This is a genomic window from Micromonospora sp. CNZ285, from assembly GCF_004637285.1.
Genome location: NZ_SPQD01000001.1, coordinates 4,682,604 through 4,701,302, shown reverse-complemented (window position 1 = coordinate 4,701,302; position 18,699 = coordinate 4,682,604). Strand labels below are relative to the sequence as shown.

The 18,699-nt window shown below is 73.6% G+C and carries 13 protein-coding genes; 8 read left to right on the top strand and 5 right to left on the bottom strand.

Going from position 1 to position 18,699, the window contains the following annotated elements; all coding sequences use genetic code 11:
- Positions 1–275: 275 nt before the first annotated feature.
- The 6 genes from CLT75_RS21370 to CLT75_RS21345 all read left to right on the top strand — a co-directional run bounded on the left by CLT75_RS21370 (position 276) and on the right by CLT75_RS21345 (position 7,147).
- A complete protein-coding gene (locus CLT75_RS21370; RefSeq protein ID WP_135242167.1) occupies positions 276–1,046 on the top strand; it encodes a redox-sensing transcriptional repressor Rex in 771 nt (256 codons plus the stop codon).
- A complete protein-coding gene (locus CLT75_RS21365; RefSeq protein WP_135242166.1) occupies positions 1,043–2,416 on the top strand; it encodes a glutamyl-tRNA reductase in 1,374 nt (457 codons plus the stop codon). The genes CLT75_RS21370 and CLT75_RS21365 overlap by 4 nt, the downstream gene beginning before the upstream one ends.
- Positions 2,413–3,399, top strand: a complete 987-nt coding sequence (hemC, locus tag CLT75_RS21360; protein WP_135242165.1) for a hydroxymethylbilane synthase — start codon at positions 2,413–2,415, stop codon at positions 3,397–3,399. The genes CLT75_RS21365 and hemC overlap by 4 nt, the downstream gene beginning before the upstream one ends.
- Positions 3,396–4,976 carry a bifunctional uroporphyrinogen-III C-methyltransferase/uroporphyrinogen-III synthase gene (locus CLT75_RS21355; protein ID WP_135242164.1) on the top strand — a complete coding sequence of 527 codons (1,581 nt, stop codon included), beginning with the start codon at positions 3,396–3,398 and terminating at the stop codon, positions 4,974–4,976. Before hemC ends, CLT75_RS21355 begins: the two co-directional genes overlap by 4 nt.
- A 14-nt stretch (positions 4,977–4,990) precedes the next feature.
- Positions 4,991–5,974, top strand: a complete 984-nt coding sequence (gene hemB / locus CLT75_RS21350; protein ID WP_135242163.1) for a porphobilinogen synthase — start codon at positions 4,991–4,993, stop codon at positions 5,972–5,974.
- Positions 5,975–6,448: 474 nt separating this feature from the next.
- Complete coding sequence (locus CLT75_RS21345; RefSeq protein WP_486485239.1) at positions 6,449–7,147, top strand: helix-turn-helix domain-containing protein; 699 nt, start codon at positions 6,449–6,451, stop codon at positions 7,145–7,147.
- Positions 7,148–7,179: 32 nt separating this feature from the next.
- Here CLT75_RS21345 and CLT75_RS21340 read toward each other — a convergent pair whose 3' ends face one another.
- The 3 genes from CLT75_RS21340 to CLT75_RS21330 form a co-directional block, all read right to left on the bottom strand.
- Positions 7,180–10,452: a lamin tail domain-containing protein gene (locus CLT75_RS21340; protein ID WP_135242161.1), complete on the bottom strand. Its 3,273-nt coding sequence runs from the start codon at positions 10,450–10,452 to the stop codon at positions 7,180–7,182.
- Positions 10,453–10,543: 91 nt separating this feature from the next.
- Entirely contained in the window at positions 10,544–11,563 is a 1,020-nt protein-coding gene (locus tag CLT75_RS21335) for a GNAT family N-acetyltransferase (protein WP_135244084.1), read from the bottom strand.
- A 67-nt stretch (positions 11,564–11,630) separates the two neighbouring features.
- Positions 11,631–12,848 (bottom strand): lysozyme family protein, encoded by a 1,218-nt coding sequence (locus CLT75_RS21330; RefSeq protein WP_135242160.1) that lies wholly within the window; start codon positions 12,846–12,848, stop codon positions 11,631–11,633.
- A gap of 38 nt (positions 12,849–12,886) precedes the next feature.
- On the opposite strand from CLT75_RS21330, the gene CLT75_RS21325 reads away from it, so the two are divergent.
- Both CLT75_RS21325 and CLT75_RS21320 read left to right on the top strand, forming a co-directional pair.
- Complete coding sequence (locus CLT75_RS21325; protein WP_135242159.1) at positions 12,887–13,102, top strand: FmdB family zinc ribbon protein; 216 nt, start codon at positions 12,887–12,889, stop codon at positions 13,100–13,102.
- A gap of 155 nt (positions 13,103–13,257) precedes the next feature.
- A complete protein-coding gene (locus tag CLT75_RS21320; RefSeq protein WP_135242158.1) occupies positions 13,258–16,074 on the top strand; it encodes a winged helix-turn-helix domain-containing protein in 2,817 nt (938 codons plus the stop codon).
- Positions 16,075–16,118: 44 nt separating this feature from the next.
- Here the strand turns inward: CLT75_RS21320 and CLT75_RS21315 are convergent, their stop codons facing one another.
- Together CLT75_RS21315 and CLT75_RS21310 are read right to left on the bottom strand one after the other, a co-directional pair.
- On the bottom strand, positions 16,119–16,661 hold the full coding sequence (locus CLT75_RS21315) for a phospholipase (RefSeq protein WP_135242157.1): 543 nt from the start codon (positions 16,659–16,661) through the stop codon (positions 16,119–16,121).
- Positions 16,662–16,819: 158 nt separating this feature from the next.
- On the bottom strand, positions 16,820–18,484 hold the full coding sequence (locus tag CLT75_RS21310) for a family 10 glycosylhydrolase (protein ID WP_135242156.1): 1,665 nt from the start codon (positions 18,482–18,484) through the stop codon (positions 16,820–16,822).
- Positions 18,485–18,699: the final 215 nt, after the last annotated feature.

Below are 18,699 nucleotides of genomic sequence, written 5' to 3'. Positions count from 1 at the left end.
GCTACGACCCCCGCGCGATTGGTCAGGGAAGTCTGGATTGAGCAATAATCGCCACGCGCCGCCGAGAGACGCGGTTGATCGATCTTGCGGGAATGGAGGGGCAGGTGAAGGCGCGTCGCGAGCTTTCAAGATCGCGATTTGTGCACCCCTTCACAAACACCTACTCTGTAGTTCCGACGCGCCCTGCTAGCACAGCCGGCAATCTCGGTCGCCAGCGGGAGTCCCGAAACGACCGGCCCCCGTCGCTGGTCGAGGATCGCACCGCACGGAGTCTCATGAGCCAGCACCGTCAACCAGGCGCGCCCGGTCGCACCGGTGCCGTACCGGCGCTTCCGGACCTGCCCGAGGCGACCGTGTCCCGGCTCCCGGAATACCTGCGTGCGCTGCACGCGCTCGCCGACGCCGGGCACGAGACGGTGTCCAGCGAGGGCCTCGCCAACGCCGCCGGCGTCAACTCCGCGAAGCTCCGCAAGGACCTGTCCCACCTCGGCTCGTACGGCACCCGGGGCGTCGGCTACGACGTGGCGCTGCTGGTCGACCAGATCTCCGAGGTGCTCGGGCTCACCCAGTGCCGGACCGTCGCGCTCGTCGGCGTCGGTAATCTCGGTCACGCCCTGGCCGGCTACGACGGCTTCGCCAACCGCGGATTCCGCATCGCCGCGCTGCTCGACGCCGACCGGTCCCGCGTCGGCGAAGAGATCAACGGCCTGGTCGTGCGGCACGTCGACGAGCTGCCCCAGATCGTCGCCGAGGAGTCGATCTCGATCGGCGTCATCGCCACCCCCGCCCCGGCCGCCCAGGCGGTCGCCGACCAGTTGGTCGCCGTCGGCGTGACGAGCATCCTCAACTTCGCGCCGTGCGTACTCTCGGTTCCGGACGGGGTCGACGTGCGCAAGGTCGACCTCGCCATCGAGCTGCAGATCCTGTCCTTCCACGAGCACCGCAAGGCATCGCTGACCGCGCTCCCCGCCACCGGCGGGTCCGCCCTCACCGCCCTGCCCGGCGGACTCGCGGCCACCGAAACCCAGGAGGCGATCGGCACGTGAAACTGCTCGTCGTCGGCGCGTCCTACCGCACCGCCCCGGTCGCCACCCTGGAACAGCTGGCCGTCCCGCCCGCCGATCTCACCCGCACGCTGGACCGTCTGATCGCCCAGCCGTACGTCGCCGAGGCCGTCCTGGTCTCCACCTGCAACCGGGTGGAGGTCTACGCCGCCGTCTCCGGGTTCCACGGCGGACTCGGCGACATCTGTGCGGTCCTGGCCGACCAGGCCGGCTGCCAGCCCGCAGCGCTCGCCCCGCACCTCTACGTGCACTACGACGCCGCCGCCGTGGACCACGTCTTCCGGGTGGCCGCCGGGCTCGACTCGATGGTGGTGGGCGAGGCGCAGATCCTCGGCCAGCTCCGCGACGCGTACCACTCCGCCGGTGGCGCCGACTCCGCCGGCCGGCTGCTGCACGAGCTGATGCAGCAGGCGCTGCGGGTCGGCAAGCGCGCGCACGCCGAGACCAACATCGACCGGGCGGGGCAGAGCGTCGTCACCGCCGCCCTCGACCTCGCCGCCGAGCTGCTCGACGGCGACCTGGCCGGCCGGCCCGCGATGGTGGTCGGCGCCGGCGCGATGGGCTCGCTGGGCGTGGCCACGCTGTCCCGGCTGGGTGCCGGCCCGCTCACCGTGACCAACCGAGGCGCCGCCCGTGCCGTCCGGCTCGCCGAGTCGTACGGCGCGTCCGCCGTACCGATGGCCGAGCTGATCACCGCGCTCGCCGCCGTCGACGTCGTGGTCGCCGCCACCGCCGCCACCGAGCCGGTGCTCACCCGCGAGGTGGTGACCCGGGCGCTGGCCCGCCGGGACGCCGACCGCGGCCCGCTGGTCCTGCTCGACCTGGCCGTCCCGCGCGACGTCGAGCCCGGCGTCGGCGAGCTGCCCGGCGTCGAGGTGATCGACATCGACCGGATGGCCGCCGTCCTCGCCGACGGACCGGCCGCCGCCGACGCCGCCGAGGTGGCCCGGATCGTCACCGGCGAGGTCGAGGCGTTCCTGAGCTGGCTGCGCGGCGCCGACGTCGCGCCGACGGTGGCCGCCCTGCGCGGCCGGGCCGAGGACGTCGTCACCGCCGAGCTGCGCCGGCTCGGCCAGCGCCGCCCCGACCTCAGCGACGACCAGCGCGCCGAGGTCGCCCGCACCGTGCACCGGGTCGTGCAGCGCCTGCTGCACCAGCCGACCGTACGGGTCCGCCAGCTCGCCGCTGAGCCCGGCGGCGACCAGTACGCGGCGCTGCTGCGCGAACTGTTCGACCTGGACGTCCCGCAGACGTCCCCGGTCGACACCGTCCCCGACGTGGTCGCCACCGACCTCGACGGCCGGCCGTCGTTCGACGCCGCCGACGTCCCGCCCACCGGAGGTGCGCGATGACCGCCCCCCTTCGCCTCGGTACCCGGGGCAGCGCCCTGGCGATGGCCCAGTCCGGCCACGTCGCCGAGGCCCTCACCGCGGCCACCGGCCGCCCGGTCGAGCTGGTCGAGGTGGTGACCGCCGGCGACAGGTCCACCGCCCCGGTGCAGCGGCTCGGCGTCGGCGTGTTCGTGTCCGCGCTGCGCGACGCGCTGACCGCCCGCGAGATCGACTTCGCCGTCCACTCGTACAAGGACCTGCCCACCGCGGCGGCGCCCGGCCTGCACGTCGCGGCCGTACCGCCCCGGCAGGACCCGCGTGACGCGCTGGTGGCGACGAACGGCCGGACGCTCGCCGAGCTGCCGCCCGGCGCTCGCGTCGGCACCGGCGCGCTGCGCCGGATCGCCCAGTTGCACGCGCTGGGCATGCAGTTGGAGGTCAGCCCGATCCGGGGCAACGTCGACACCCGGCTCGGCCGGGTGCTCGGCCCGGACGCCGACCTCGACGCCGTCGTGCTCGCCCGCGCCGGGCTCAACCGGATCGGCCGTGCCGACGTCATCACCGAGACGCTCGACCCGATGCTCATGCTGCCCGCGCCCGCCCAGGGTGCGCTGGCCGTCGAGTGCCGGGCCGACGACCAGGACGTGATCGAGCTGCTCGCGCTGCTCGACCACGCACCGTCCCGTGCCGCGATCACCGCGGAACGGGCGCTGCTGGCCACCCTGGAGGCAGGGTGCAGCGCACCCGTGGCCGCGTACGCCGTTCTCGCCGAAGGCGAGCCCACCGACGAGGGCGACGTCAATCAGGAGATCTACCTGCGCGGTGCGGTGATCAGCCCGGACGGTACCCGTGACCTCCGGCTGTCCCGCACCGGAACGCCCGCCGACGCGGCGGAGATCGGCAAGGCACTCGCCGCCGAACTCCTCGAACTCGGCGCCGACTCGATCCTCGGCCAGGACGCACAGGCCGGCCCGGGGACCCAGCAACTTGGGAGCACAGAATGACCCGCACCCGTAAGCCCGTAGGCCAGATCGCTTTCGTCGGGGCCGGTCCCGGCGACCCCGGCCTGCTGACCCGCCGGGCGCTGGACGCCCTGGTCGAGGCCGACCAGGTGGTCTACGACCGGGGCGTACCCGAGTCGCTCCTGGCGCACGTCCGCGCCCAGGCCCGGCCGGACGCCGAGTTCAGCCCTGCCGAGGGCGTACCGGGGGACGTGGCGAAGGTGCTGATCTCCGCGGCCCGGGCCGGGCAGAACGCCGTGCACCTGGTCTCCGGTGACCCGTTCGGCCACGACTCGGTGGTCAAGGAGGTGCAGGCGGTCGCGCGTACCGCCGCGCACTTCGAGGTCGTGCCGGGCGTCGGCCAGGCCGAGGGTGTGGCCACGTACGCTGGTGTCCCGCTGCCGGGCGTCCGCACCGCCGCCGACGTCGAGGACGTCACCGCGCTGGATTTCGAGGCGCTCGCCACGGCCGTGGGCCGGGGTTCGCTGGCGCTCGCGGTGGACGCCGGTGACCTGGCCGCCGTCCGGGACGGCCTGCTGGCCGCCGGGGTCGACGGCACCACAGCGGTCGGGGTGACCGGCGACGGCACCGGCGAGACGCAGTACACCACTACGTCGAGCGTGGACTCGTTCGTCGCGGCGGCGCTCGGCTTCACCGGCCGGGTGGTGCTCACCGTCGGCGCGGCCGTCACCGACCGCGACAAGCTGAGCTGGTGGGAGAACCGCCCGCTGTACGGCTGGAAGGTGCTGGTGCCCCGCACCAAGGAGCAGGCCGGCGTGATGAGCGCGCGGCTGCGCGCGTACGGGGCGATCCCGTGCGAGGTGCCGACCATCGCGGTCGAGCCGCCGCGCACCCCGGCGCAGATGGAGCGGGCCGTGAAGGGCCTGGTCGACGGCCGGTACGCCTGGGTCATCTTCACCTCGGTGAACGCGGTCCGCGCGGTGTGGGAGAAGTTCGCCGAGCACGGCCTCGACGCCCGCCACTTCGGCGGTGTGAAGATCGCCTGCATCGGTGACGCCACCGCCGAGGCGGTCCGCGCCTTCGGCATCCAGCCCGAGCTGATCCCCTCCGGGGAGCAGTCCTCCGAGGGCCTGCTGGCCGAGTTCTCGCCGCACGACGAGATCCTCGACCCGGTCGGCCGGGTGCTGCTGCCGCGCGCCGACATCGCCACCGAGACCCTTGCCGCCGGCCTCACCGAGCGCGGCTGGGAGGTCGACGACGTGACCGCGTACCGGACCGTGCGCGCGGCCCCGCCGCCCGCCGAGATCCGCGACGCGATCAAGTCGGGCGGGTTCGACGCGGTGCTGTTCACCTCGTCGTCCACGGTGCGGAACCTCGTCGGTATCGCCGGGAAGCCGCACGCGCGGACCGTTGTTGCAGTGATCGGGCCCAAGACGGCGGAGACCGCCACCGAGTTCGGCCTGCGCGTCGACGTGCAGCCGCCGCACGCCTCGGTGCCCGACCTGGTGGAGGCGCTCGCCGCCTACGCCGTCGAGCTGCGGGAGAAGCTCGCCGCCATGCCGGCGAAGCAGCGCCGGGGCTCGAAGGTGCAGGGCCCGACCGCCCTGCGGTTCCGCTGACAGGAGGCCCCGTCATGCCGTACCCCGAGATCCGGCCCCGCCGGCTGCGCCGCAACGCGGCCGTGCGGCGGCTGGTCTCCGAGACCCGCGTCGACCCGGCCGAGCTGGTCGTGCCGATGTTCGTCAAGGAGGGCCTGACCGAGCCGCGGGCGATCGCGTCGCTCCCGGGGGTGCTCCAGCACTCCCGGGACTCGCTGCGCAAGGCCGCCGCGGAGGCGGTCCAGGCCGGGGTCGGCGGGATCATGCTGTTCGGGGTGCCGGCGACGCGGGACGAGACCGGCTCCGGTGGCATCGACCCGGCCGGCGTGCTCAACACGGCGATCCGGGACGTGATCGCCGAGGTCGGCGACGCGACTGTGGTGATGAGCGACCTGTGCCTGGACGAGTTCACCTCGCACGGGCACTGCGGCCTGCTCACCCCGGACGGCGGGGTCGACAACGACGCCACGCTCGCCGCGTACGCCGACATGGCGGTGGCCCAGGCCGCCGCCGGGGTCCACGTGGTCGGGCCGTCCGGGATGATGGACGGCCAGGTCGGCGTGGTCCGCAAGGCGCTCGACGCCGCCGGGCACCAGGACGTCTCGGTGCTCGCGTACGCGGTGAAGTACGCCTCCGCCTTCTACGGCCCGTTCCGCGACGCCGTGGAGTCGGCGCTGGAGGGGGACCGGCGCACCTACCAGCAGGACCCGGCGAACCTGCGCGAGTCGCTGCGCGAGGTCGAGCTGGACGTGGCCGAGGGCGCCGACATGGTGATGGTCAAGCCGGCGCTGCCCTACCTCGACGTGGTGTCGGCGGTCCGGGACGCGGTGAACGTTCCGGTCGCCGCCTACCAGGTCTCCGGCGAGTACGCGATGGTCGAGGCGGCCGCCGCGAACGGCTGGATCGACCGGGAGCGGGTGATGCTGGAGACGCTCACCTCGATCCGCCGGGCCGGCGCCCAGATCATCCTCACCTACTGGGCCGTCGAGGCCGCCCAGTTGCTGCGCGAGCGCTACTGACCGCTGCTCGCCGGCGTGGTCCGTCTGCTGCCGCCACGTGCGGCGGCAGGGCTCGGCTCGCCGTTCTCCGGTTTCGCCCTCCTCGTTGTGGTCGCCGCACGTTGTCCACAGCCCAAGGCGGTCACTCAGCGTATCTTTTCGGCCGGCGGGACAGTTCACCCCTCGCCGACTTTGCTCTGCAGCCCTGGGCGCAACTGTCACGAATCGTGAGCGCTGCCTCGGTGGCTGCAGAGCAAAGTCTGCCGAGGTGGTTATCCCTGCCGTGGCGATCGTGAGGTTTGTGTCCGCTTAAGTCGGCTTTGTGCTGCAGCTGGGTCACTCGCTTCGGTGGCAGCCCTTAACGCTGAGTGAGCGTCACCCTCTGTGTATGCTGGCGGTCGCTGCCAAGCGGAGTCGTAGGCCGCATTCCGGGTTTTCCACAACGGTGGGGAGCGGGGTTGCCCGGTCGGTGCGGGAGACGGGACCGTGGGCGGCGTGACAGACATCGCCGACACCGAGCCGGAGGCGGCCGCCGCAACAGGTACCGCCACGTGTGCCGGCAGCGGCACCGCCACCGCCGCTGCCACGGACGCGGGCACGGGGACGGGCACGGGAGCCTGCGTCGCGCCCGGCGTGCCCACCGCACCCGGCGTGCCCGGCGCGGCGGCGGGAGGCGGCGGGCCGGCGCTGCTGACCGAGCCGTTCGACGTGCCGTTCCCGGCGCCGGGGATCGTCCGGGCGGTGCGTCGCCGGGCCGACGCCAGCCAACGTGAGCTGGGCCGGTTCGCCCGGGTGCATCCGAGCACTATCGGGCGTATCGAGGCGGGGACGCTGACGCCGAGCCTGGCCATGCTGTCGCGCATCGTCGGCACGGCCGGCTTCCGGCTCGTGGTCGTGGACGAAACCGGCCGGGTGCTCAAGCCGATGCGTGACCGGGCCGACCTGCGCGACGGCGCGGAGCGGCGGTACCCGTCCCACCTCGACGTCATCACCGACCCGGAGCCGGGGGAGTGGTGGGCCGACCGGTACGGGCTGGCCCGCCCGCCGGAGACGTTCTACCGCAACCGGGAGGTCCGGGACTGGCTGCGCCGCCGCAGCCAGTGGGAGGTGCGGGTGGCCAAGTACCGGAGCGTGCCGCCCCCGCCCGACCCGCAACGGTGCGGATACCGCGGCGGCCCGCCGATCCGCCCATGAGGGGATCGACGGGCCGCCGCGCGGCATACCGCTCAGTCGTCGTTCAGGATCGTCCCGACGCCGGACGGGTCGGCCAGCCGCAGGCCCGGCACGCCGGCCACGTACAGCGTGAGCTTCTCGTCCGCCTCGCGCTTGCGGTCGCCGCGGACGGTGACCGGGAACGTCAGCGAGGTCCGGCCTGCGGCCAGCACCCGGCAGCCCACGTACGGGTCGTAGTCCGACCCGGCCTGGGCGGTGGTGCCGTAGGTGGTGGCGCAGATCAGGGCCGGCTCGGAGAGCGGGCGGGACACGGTGACGGTGAACGTCATCGTGCTGGTGCCCTTGTCGCCCTCGGTGACCGAGGTGTCCGCGACCCGCAGCGAGGCGCGCGACCGGAACCGGGCCACCTGCGGGTCGTGGTCGCTGGCACCCCGGTCGCCCAACTCCGGCGCGTCGGTCGGGTAGTCGGCGTTGATGTGCGCCGTCCGTACCTGCACCAGGTCGTCGTGCATCGGGTCGTTCACGAACAGGTTGTCCAGCGTCTGCGCCTGGCCGCTGAAGGTGTACGAGTACGCCGACGCCGGCGCGTCCTTCACCAGGTCGTCCCAGAGGTTGTGCAGCCCGGTCTCGTACAGCGGGGCGAGCTGGTCCGACGGGGTCGGGTTCTGGGCGGTGGCGATCGGGTCGTCCGGGCGGGGGAAGACGTTCAGGTCGCCGCCGTACACCACGCGGGCGTTCGGGTCGCTCGCCTCGACCGCCTGCACGATCGCCGCACCGTACGCGGCCTGCTCACGGCGCTGTCCGACCCGGCTGTCCGGCCCGGACGAGAAGTGGTTGGCGACCGCCCAGAGCGTGAACCGCTCGGTCGATCCGGGGCCGGCCTTCACGGTGAACCGGGCGACCTGCGCCGCGCGGGTGTAGACGTTGCTGCCGTCCACGCCGGTCGACCGGTCCACGTCGGCCGGCAGCACCGCGTTGAGCGCCTTCGGGTTCTGCACGTCGGCGTTGGACGGCAGCGCCGCCGAGCGGTACTGGACCGTCGGGGCGGAACCCAGCAGCGGGTCCGCGGCGGTCGCCTCGGCCAGCGTCAGCCGGTCGGTCCGGTAGAGGAACGCCGAGGCGATGCCCCGGGCGTCCGCGCCGGTCCGGTCGTACGCGGCGGCGTACGCCGGGCCGCCGTTCGCCGCGATGGCGAGCGCCAGCTCCTGCACGGTGTCCGGCGCGCCGTCGGCGTTGTTGGTGTCGCCGCAGGCCAGGGCGCCGTCGACCACCGAGCAGATGTCCTGGTCCTCGGCCTCCTGCACCAGGATCAGATCCGGGCTGTGCAGCGACTGGACGATCTGCCGGGCCTGCACGGCCAGTTTGGCGGCGTACGCCTCCGGGCTCGCCGGCACGTAGTCGAACGGCGGGCTGACGCCGGGGCAGCCGGTGTTGCCGGCGAAGTCGCAGCCGTCGAACGGGTCGTCCCGGTAGTCGTACAGGTTCTCCACGTTGTAGGTGGCGATCGCGACTTCGCTGCCGCGGTCGGCCGGCTGCGGCGGGTGGTTCGCGGCCGGGTCGGCGCCGCCGGTCAGGGTGAGCTGCTCGGGCTGCACGCTGTACTTGCTGAACGCGTACGAGACGGAGCCGTAGGCGTCCTCGGTGAGCGTGTCGAACGTGCGCGCCTCGGGCAGCAGCGCCCGGGAGTCACCGGCGGTCGCCTTCACGCCACCCGCACCCAGCAGGATGCGCTGGTTGTTGCCGTTGTCGAACAGCGTGCCGGGGACGTCGTCGAGCGGGTGCGCGTCCCGGAACACCCGGCGGGCGTACGGGTCGGACCGCTTCATGATCGGGTCCTCGCGGTCCAGCACGTAGATCTCGGAGTCGGCGGTGGAGGAGTAGATGTGACGGGGCGCGGAGACGCCGCTGCCGGCGCGTACCCGCATCCGCTCGCCCTCGTGCCGCTCCCAGAACAGGTCGGCGGCGGCCGCCTCGGCCGGCGGGACCGCGTCGTCGACCCGGACCGCGGTGTCCACGTCGAGGCCGGAGTCCAGCTTGCGGACCAGCGAGGCGCCGGAGAGCTGGGTCTGGTTGAAGTACTCGGAGACCCGGCCGCGCAGCACGACCTCGTCACCGACGGTCGGGGCGTACCCGCCGATCAGCGTGGTGAACGAGCCCATGAAGACGAACAGGCCGTCGGACGTCAGCGGGTCACCGTCCTCGCTGCCGAGCCGGCTCTGGAGGTAGAAGCCCCACTGGTCGGCGCCGGCCGAGCTGCGGGTCAGCGACATGCCGGTGATGACGCCGCGTACGTCGTACAGCGTGGAGCTGGTGCCGTTGCCGCTGGCCGGTGCGAGCGGCGACCGGTCGGTACGGCCGTCCTCGTCGTCGGCGGTGCGGCCCTGCACCTCGCCGATCGACAGCACGCTGGTGGCCTGCACGGTGAGCGTGCAGGTGGCGCTGTCGCCGTCGGCGTCGGTGGAGGTCACGGTGACCGCGTAGCCGCCGGCCGGCAGGCCGGTGGCGGTCAGCGTCGCGGTGGCCGTGCCGCCGTCCGCGGCCGCCGGGGTGAACGCGGTACGGCTGATCGAGCCGCTCGCCGGCACCGGCACGACCGAGGTGACCGCCAGGTCGGTGATCGTGTCGTCGGCGTCGGTCGCGGTCACCTCGCGGGTCGCGGTGGCGCCCGCCGACAGCGTCAGCGCGCCGCCGCAGGCCAGGGTGGCCGGCTGGTCGACCGGTCCGCCGCCGCCGACGGTGTGGCTGCCCAGCCCGTCGAACGTGTCGGTGGCGAAGCCGGCCCACTGCGCGGCCGGGTCGAACGGGTCCGCCGGGTCGGTGTCGCCGGCGGTCACCGAGGGCAGGCGGCGCAGCGTGTTGTCGGCAGTGCTGGTCAGCCCGCTGCCCCACTCGGTGCCCGGGTCGACGCCGACCTGGCCGAGGGAGTCGACCACCGTGCCACCCTTGCGCAGCACGATCGCGTCGTCGCCGTTGAACAGCGAACCGGAGTACGTCTGGTCGGCCTGGGCGAGGATCGCCGGCGCGGCCGCCGCGGCGGCGAAGACGAACACGTCACCGGCGGCGACGGTCCCGGTGAGGGCCACGTTCGTCGACGTGGTGGCGCCGTTGAAGAAGAGCTGGAGCTGGTAGCCGCCGGCGGCCAGGTCGATCGGGGCGCCGGTGCCGTTGTACAGCTCGACGGCCTTGTTGTTGGACGACCCCTCGACGTACTCCGAGATGAAGAGGTCGGTGGGCGCGGCGCTGGCCGCGGTGGGTGCGACAGCGATCGCCGTGAGGGTGACGGCGGCGGTGGTCGCGAGCGCGGCGAGGGTGCGGCGCGGGCGCATGGGGCCTCCACGATGGGTGGACAGGAACTAACGAACGTTAAGGCTCTCGTGGGTGCACCGTCCAGCCCTTCGATGGCCGGGCGGTGAACGGTCAGCGGTAACTGTCCAGCCGGTGCACCAGTTCGGCCACGTCCACACCGTATTCGCACCAGTCGCGGTCGGGGCGGTAGCCCAGCTCGGCGTTGACCTTCAGCATCGCCTCGTTGTCCTGCGCGTTCCAGGTCTGCACCTCGGCCACCTCGGGCTCGGCCGAGCGCAGCTCCAGCAGCATCCGCGCCTTGATGGCCCGGTCGATGCCGTAGCCGCGGTGGTCGTGGACGACGATCGTGTCGTACTGGTCGGCCCGGGTCGGGTGCTGCGCCGGCACCACCACCTCGGTCAACCCGGCCACCTCGCCGGTCTGCTCGTGCAACGCCAGCACGATGTACGGCTTCATGCCGCGCCGGTGCAGCGTGGCGAGGCTGTCGCGCAGCCGGTCCGGGTCGTAGGAGCTGGGCCGCAGCTCCACGTCGTCGGAGTCGCGCACCTCGGCCTTCGCCCGCGCGTACGCCTCGATCAGCTCGTCCGGCGGACCACCCGGCCAGAACTCCACGCGGTAGCCCGCGCCGACCTCGGCGGCCATCTCGGTGAGCGCCGGCCAGTCCACCGAGCGCAGGTCGAGCACGCTGCGGGTCTCCACGTAGTCACGGGTGAAGCCCAGCGACTCGTAGAACCCGACGGCCGGGGTGTCGCCGACCACCTCCACGCCGATCGACTGGAAGCCCTCGTCCCAGACCCGGCGGGCGGCCACCCGCACCAGCTCACGGCCGATCCCGCTGCGCCGGACCGCCGGGTGCACCAGCACCTCGAGCACGCCGATACCGCCGAGCAGCAGCACGTGCACATGCCCGAGGATCGCGCCGGGCGTGCCGTCCGGGGCGGCGTCGTCGTCCTGCGCGACCCACGAGATCCGCCGCTCGCCGGGCATCACCTCGGACAGATACTCCCGCATGGAGCTCTCCCGCCAAGGCGGGTCCTGCGGCAGATCGGCCGCCAGGACCGCGTTCAGCGTGTCCAGCAGGGACGCGATCTCGGCGGACGACGCGGTCCTGGGATCCCACTCGCGCACCATCACCCGTCTAGCTTGCCGTCAACGGCAGCCGGGGGGAAGGGTTCAGTCCGCGAATGTACGCGAGCCGTCACCTCACGTTGCGGCTGAGCCTGCCGTACTCGTCGGCCTTGTCGAAGACGGCCTGGGCGTACCGACGCACATCGTTGTAGGACAGGATGGCGCCCCACCAGTCGCCCGGGATGGTCATGTTCCGGCCGCCCTTGCACAGGTAGAGCCCGGCGGCCAGCGCCGCGTCGTCGATGTCGTGCGGGTTCTTCACGCCGTCGCCGTCCGCGTCCGCGCCGATCTCCTGCCAGGTGGTCGGGATGAACTGCATCGGGCCGAGCGCCCGGTCGTGGACCCGGTCGCCGTCGAGCAGCCCCTGGTCGGTGTCGAGGATCCGGGACCGGCCGCCCTGCCCGTCGAGCGGCTCTCCCTTGATCTCCGGCAGCGCCCGGCCGTCGGCCTGCAGCGTGGCGCCGTTGGCGGCGCCGTGACGCGACTCGACGTACCCGATGGCGGCCAGCGTGGTCCAGCTCAGCTGGCACCCACGGTTGGTCTGGGCGAGCACCAGTTCGGCGTACGCGTACGCCTGGAGCGCCACCACGGGGACGCCGGTCACCGCGCTGACCCGCTGCGCCCAGCCGGTGAGCGCGTCGGCCGGGCGTCCGGCGGGCAGCGCCGGGGCGGTGGTCGCACCGGGCAGCGGCGTGCCGGTGGGCGCGGCGGTGCCGGGCAGGCCGGTCAGTTCCGGCAACGGGGGCGTGGCGGGCGCCGCGGCGGTCTGCGGCACGCTCTGCGACGGCGTGGCCTCGGCGACCGTCTCCGGCCGGCCGACCGCGGCCGGCACGACCACCGCGCCGGCGGTGGCGGCGGCGGCGACCAGCGCGAGCAGGAACAGCGCGGGCAGCGCGGTGCGCCCGCCGGGCCGCCGGGACCAGGCACGGGTGGCCCGGGCCGCGCCGACGGTGAGCTGCCTCGGGCGCGTCCGGACGGCGTGCGCGAACGGCATCCGCCGACGTCGCCCGCCGCTCTCGGCCGCCGCCCCGGCCTGTGCCTTCGCCCCCGAGCCCGGCTGCTGGTCTCCGCCCGCTCCGGGCTCGGCGTCCGCGTCGGCCGCCGCCCCCGCGCCGGCTGCGGCGTCCGCGTCGCGGGCCGGGTCGGCGGGTGGCTCCGGGGGGAGGGAGTCGCGTTCGCGGCGGGGCCGCGGGACGGGCGGGGTGCCGTCGTCGGGTGGCGCGGCGGGTCGCAGGGGCCGGGCCGTCGCTCGCCGTTCGCCGTCCACCACCCGTCGAGTATCACCCATCCGGGTGGCGACGTCAGGCCCGGCCGTACGCTTGGGACATGCCCCGGTACGAGTTCCGTTGCCGCGCCTGCGGCGACACCTTCGAGGTCAGCCGTCCGATGGCCGAGGCCGCGCAGCCGGCCACCTGCCCGCAGGGCCACGCCGACACGGTGAAACTGCTGTCCACGGTGGCCGTCACCGGACGGGGCGACTCCGCCCCGAGCGGTGGGATTCCCAGCGGCGGTGGTTGCTGCGGCGGCTCCTGCGGCTGCTGACTTTCCGCCTTCCGTCCCGCGGGTCGATCGGGGTCTTGCCGCCGGTGTGATCTTTTGGCACCTTGGGGCGGAATCTGCCCAGCCGTTCTCACGATGCGTGACGGCACGACCATAGGGCAGCATGAACCCGACGTCACCGGGCGGAGGTTCGACGTATGTCGCAAGGACACCACCTCCCCAGCGGGTGGGTGACCTTCGTGTTCACCGACATCGAGGGCTCGACGCGGCTGGCCCGGATGCTCGGCCCGGTCTACCGCCCGGTCCTGCACGAGCACCGGCGGCTGCTGCGCGACACCCTGGCCGGCACCGACGGGGCCGAGCTGCTGACCGAGGGGGACTCGTTCTTCCTCGCGTTCCCCGACGCCGCCGCCGCGGTCCGCGCCTGCCTGACCGCGCAGCGCGCGCTCGCCGGGCACGAGTGGCCCAACCCGGACGCCACCCCCCGGGTACGGATGGGACTGCACACCGGCTACGCCGAGCCCCGCGACGGCGAGTACGCCAGCCCCGAGGTGCACCGGGCCGCCCGGGTGGCCGCCGCCGCGCACGGCGGGCAGGTGCTCTGCTCGGCCGCCACCGCCCGGCACGCCGACCCGCTGCCGGACGGGGTGTCCCTGCTGGACCTCGGACTGCACCGGCTGCGCGGCTTCGACGACCGGGAGCGGCTGTTCCAGCTCGTCGCGCCCGGATTGGAACGGCGGTTCCCGCGTCCGCGTACCGCCGATGCGACAGCGCACAACCTGCCCACCCAGGTCACCTCGTTCGTCGGCCGGCAGGCCGAGCGCGCCGAGCTGGGGCGGCTGGTCGAGGCGTACCGGCTGGTGACGGTGCTCGGCGCGGGCGGCGCCGGCAAGACCCGGCTGGCGGTGGAGCTGGCCTCCGGACTCGTCGAGGACCACCCGGACGGTGTCTGGTTCGTCGACATCGCCGCGGTGACCGACCCGGGGCTGGTGGCGTTCGAGATCGCCGCCGTGCTCGGCCTCCGCCCGGAGCCGGGCCGGCCGATGGTCGACACCCTCGTGGAGTACGCGGCGCCGCGCCGGATGCTCGTGCTGCTCGACACCTGCGACGCCCAGACCGCCGCGTCGGCCGAGGTGATCGGCCGGCTGCTCGCCGGTGGCCGTGGTGTGCGGGTGCTGGCGACCAGCCGGGAGTCGTTCGGCGTACCCGGCGAGGTGGTGTGGCGGATACCGCCGCTGTCGGTGGACGAGGGTCCCGACGGCGGGGGGAGCGACGCGGTCGCGTTGCTGCTGGACCGTACCGCGGTGGCCCGCGGCGGCCGGGCGCCGGAGCCGGCCGAGCAGGCCGACCTGCACCGGGTGGTACGCCGCCTGGACGGGCTGCCGCTGGCCATAGAGCTTGCTGCCGCCCGGCTGCGGGTGCTCTCGGCCGGGCAACTGGCCGAGCGGCTGGACGACATGCTGGGCACGCTCGACGCCGGGCGGGAGACGGCGGAACCGCCACCCGTTGAGGCGGGCTGGAGCGGCAACCAGCAGGACACGGTGGACCTGGTGGCCGCCGCCACCGGCGCCGCACCGCCCACCCCGGCGACCCGGGCGGTGCAGCGGTCGGCGAGCGAACGGCACCTGACCATCCAGGCCACTGTGACCTGGTCGTACCGGACGCTCGGCGCGCGCTCGGCCCGGCTGCTGCGCTGGATGGCGGTGTTCGCCGGCCCGGTGGACCTGCCGACCGTGCAGTGGCTGCTCGACGAGGACCCGCTCGACCCGCTCTCGGTGCTGGTGGACAAGTCGATGGTGCTGGCCGAGCCGCACGCCTCCGGCAGCACCTACCGGATGCTCGACCCGATCCGGGCGTACGCGGCCCGGCGGCTGGTCGAGGCGGGCGAGGAGCAGAGTGCCCGGGACCGGCACGTCGCCTGGTGCCGGCACGCGCTGGACCGGGCGCACCTGGGCCCGGACGGCCGCCCGGTGACGCTCTCCCTGTACGCGCTCGACCCGCTGGCGAACGAGTTGCGGGCCGCGTTGCGCTGGTGCGCCACCGGCGGCAGCGCCCGGTCGGGTCTGTCGCTCGCCGGTGACCTGGACCAGTGGTGGCGGGAGCGCGGGCTGGCCCGGGAGGGGCGGCTGTGGCTGTTCCGGCTCTACGGCCGGCTCGCCGAGACCGGTGAGCCGATGCCGGACGCCGAACTGGCTGCCGCGTACCACATGCACTCGCTGCACGCGGGCGCGGACGGCGAGTTCGGCGAGGAGCTGCGGTACTCGCAGCGGGCCGAGGCGGCCGCCCGGCAGTCCGGCGACCGGGGGCTGCTGGCCCGGGTGCTGGCCGGACGCGCGGCGCCGCTCGTCGACATGGGGCAGTTCGCCGAGGCGGAGCGGATCTGCCGCGAGGTGATCGACTGGGCGTACGCGCAGGACGTGGTGGGGGACGCGCTCCTGGCCGTCTACAACCTCGCCGAGCTGCTCTGGCGCCGGGGCGCACTGGACGAGGCGGCCGACCTGCTCGCCGCGGCCCGCCCGGTCGAGGCGGCCCGGCCGGCCGAGCGGGGTGGCCGGTCGGTGGACATGCTGCTCGGGATGGTGGCCCTGGCCCGGGGTGATCTGGTCGCCGCGCACGAGCACCTGCTGGTGGCGTTGCGGTCCCGGATGAGCCACGGCTACCTGGGCCGGGCCTGCGACACGATAAACGCGATAGCGGTGCGCTGCGCGCTCGCCGGGGACGCGCTGGCGGCGGCCCGGCTGTTCGGGGCGGCGCAGGCCACCCGGGCGAACCTGCGGGCCACGCCGGGGATATACGGCCCGTACTGGGCGGCCCGGCAGACGGAGCTGCGCCGGGTGCTCGGCGACGAGGCGTTCGACGCCGCCTACGGCGCCGGGACAGGGCTGCGGCTGGACGAGGTCGCGGCGCTGGCGCTGCACGTCGAGCACCCGGACCTGGCCGCCGACTCGCCCCGGTTCGGCACGCAGACGCCGGGCTCGTGGCCGGCGTTCGAGCCGCGCAGTACTGCCGGCTGAGCCGGACGGGGAGCCCGCGGGTGGCGGACTCCCCGTGCGGCGGGTCAGGCGGTCGCGGCGGCGCGGCGCTGGGCGTCGGCCTTCATCCGGGCGGCGCGGTCGAGGTCGGCCTGCGACACCGCGGCGACTGAGCCGAAGACGCTCACCGCCTGGTAGTACGTCCAGGCGAGGCTGTAGCAGGCGGGCCGAACCACCGCGTTGTACGTGGCGCAGACCCGCTTGAGGTCGGCGTAGAAGGCGCTGTCCAGGCGGGACTTGCTGGACGAGAAGACGCCCATCGCCTTGTGGTTGCGGTAGCCGAAGTCGTGCCGGTAGCAGGAGAGCTTGAAGTTGAACCCGATCGGGTTGTCCGGGCTGGACGAGCAGTAGTCGGTGGACCAGTCGAAGCCGTACTCGGTCCAGGGTGCCCGGTTCTGCCGGGCGCTGTTCCAGGCGTTGTAGCTGGACGCGCTGGTCTGCGTCCAACTGGTCAGGACGGACAGCTTCTGCTGGGTGTTCACCGCGGCGGCGGCCGGTGTGGCCAGGCCGAGCATGGTGAGCAGGGCGAGTGCGCCGGCGGCGAGGGTGGTGGCGAGTCGACGGGACACGGGAACCTCCGGGGGTGGTGGCCGGGATCTCCGGATGTCGACAAGTGTCGATCAAGCGGGTGAGCTGGGGCGATGCTCGCGGTAACGGCTTGCTGACATCCGCCCAAACAGACGAATGCCCCCGGGCCGGCGAGCGGCCCGGGGGCATCCGGGAAGGATCAGCGCACGAAGCGCGGCGGGCTCGCCGGGCTCTCGTTCGCCAGCCGGTCCAGCGCGGTCACGTAGTACGTGTACCGGGCGCCGTCGGCCGCCGTCGTGTCCACCCAGGACTGCACGGCGCCGTCGGTGGCCCGGACGGTGCCGACCAGGTGCGAGGCGTCCGCGAAGTCGCAGCGCCCGGCCAGGCCGTGCCCGTCGAACCGGTAGATCGCGTACGACGCGGCGGTGCCGAGCGGGCCCTTGCCGTCGGCCGGCTGACGCCAGCTCAGACGTACCCCGTCCGCCTCCCGCTGCGCCTTGGTGACCACCGGGAACAGCAGCGGCTTGCGCGGCAGGTGCGTCATGGTGGGCACCAGCGCCGGGCGGGAGTAGTGCTCGGCGGCGTAGATGTCGGTGGCGCCGAGGCGGTTCGCCCGCACCTGCACCGCGGAGAAGTGCACGTTGCCGAGCACCTCCGGGTACGACCGGTTGAGCGTCAGGTGGTTCGACAGCTCCTGCGGGTTCATCCAGAACGACCCGTACGCCGGGTCACCGCTCTTGTAGTCGGCCTGGCCGATGTAGAGCTGCACCCGCGTGCCGCGCACCTGCTCGGCCCACCACGGCACCAGCCGGGCGTAGTCGGCGGCCGGGTACTGGCCGATGTACCAGTAGAGCTGCGGCACGATGTAGTCGATCCACTCCTCCTTGACCCACTTGCGGGAGTCGGCGGAGATGATGTCGTACGACTGCGAGCCGGTGGTGTCCGAACCGTTCGGGTCGGCCGACGCGTTGCGCCAGATGCCGAACGGGCTGACGCCGAACTTCACGTACGGCTTGACCGCCTTGATCTTGGCGTTCATCTCCTGGATCAGCAGGTTGATGTTGTCCCGCCGCCAGTCGGCCTTGTCGGTGAAGCCCCTGTTGTACGCCGCGAACGTGGCGTCGTCGGGCACCTGGTGGGTGCCGCTCGGGTACGGGTAGAAGTAGTCGTCGAAGTGCACGCCGTCGATGTCGTACCGCTTGACCGCGTCCATCATCGCGGTCTGGACGAACTCGCGGACCTCGGGGACGCCGGGGTTGTAGTAGAGCCGGCTGCCGGCGACGCCGGCCGGCGGGTAGGCGAAGACCCAGTCGGGGTGCTGGCGGGCCGGGCTGTCCGGGGCCAGTTGCGACAGGTCGGCGCCGGCGCCGCCGGGCGCGGGCATGGAGACGCGGTACGGGTTGAACCAGGCGTGGAACTCCAGGTTGCGCTTGTGCGACTCGTCGACCAGGAAGGCCAGCGGGTCCCAGCCGGGGTTCTTGCCGCGTACGCCGGTCAGGTACTCCGACCACGGCTCGTACGGCGAGGGCCAGAACGCGTCAGCGGTCGGGCGGACCTGGACCACGACGGCGTTGTGGTTGAGCTTCCGGGCCAGGTCGAGCCAGGCCAGGTATTCGGCCTTCTGCTTGGCCACCTGGTCCGGCGCGGTCCAGGAGTCCTTGCTGGGCCAGTCGATGTTCGTCACCGAGGCGATCCACATGGCCCGGAACTGGCGCTTGGGGGTGGCCGGGTCGGTGACGCAGTCGGTGGAGGGGGAAGTGGCGGTGCCGGTGTCGCCGGGGGCGGCCTGCGCCGGCGTGCCGGCGACCAGCGTGCCGAGCAGCGCCGCGGCCAGCGCGGCGGCTCCGAGCCGAGTTGCCTTCATGCGGTGCGGTCCCTTCGTCGGGTCCGGGGGGACGGTCGGCGGCGGGGCGTCACGGCAAGATTCGCCGTGTCGCCCATGCCACCGGTAGAAAACTTTCATCTATCCGGGTCTGGCGCAAGACCCCGACCGGTGATCGATGTCCCGCGCCGTCCGACTCGGCCGGATCGTGACGCTTCCGAGACCTGCGGTGCGGGATTGGAGCGGAAAACGGCTGG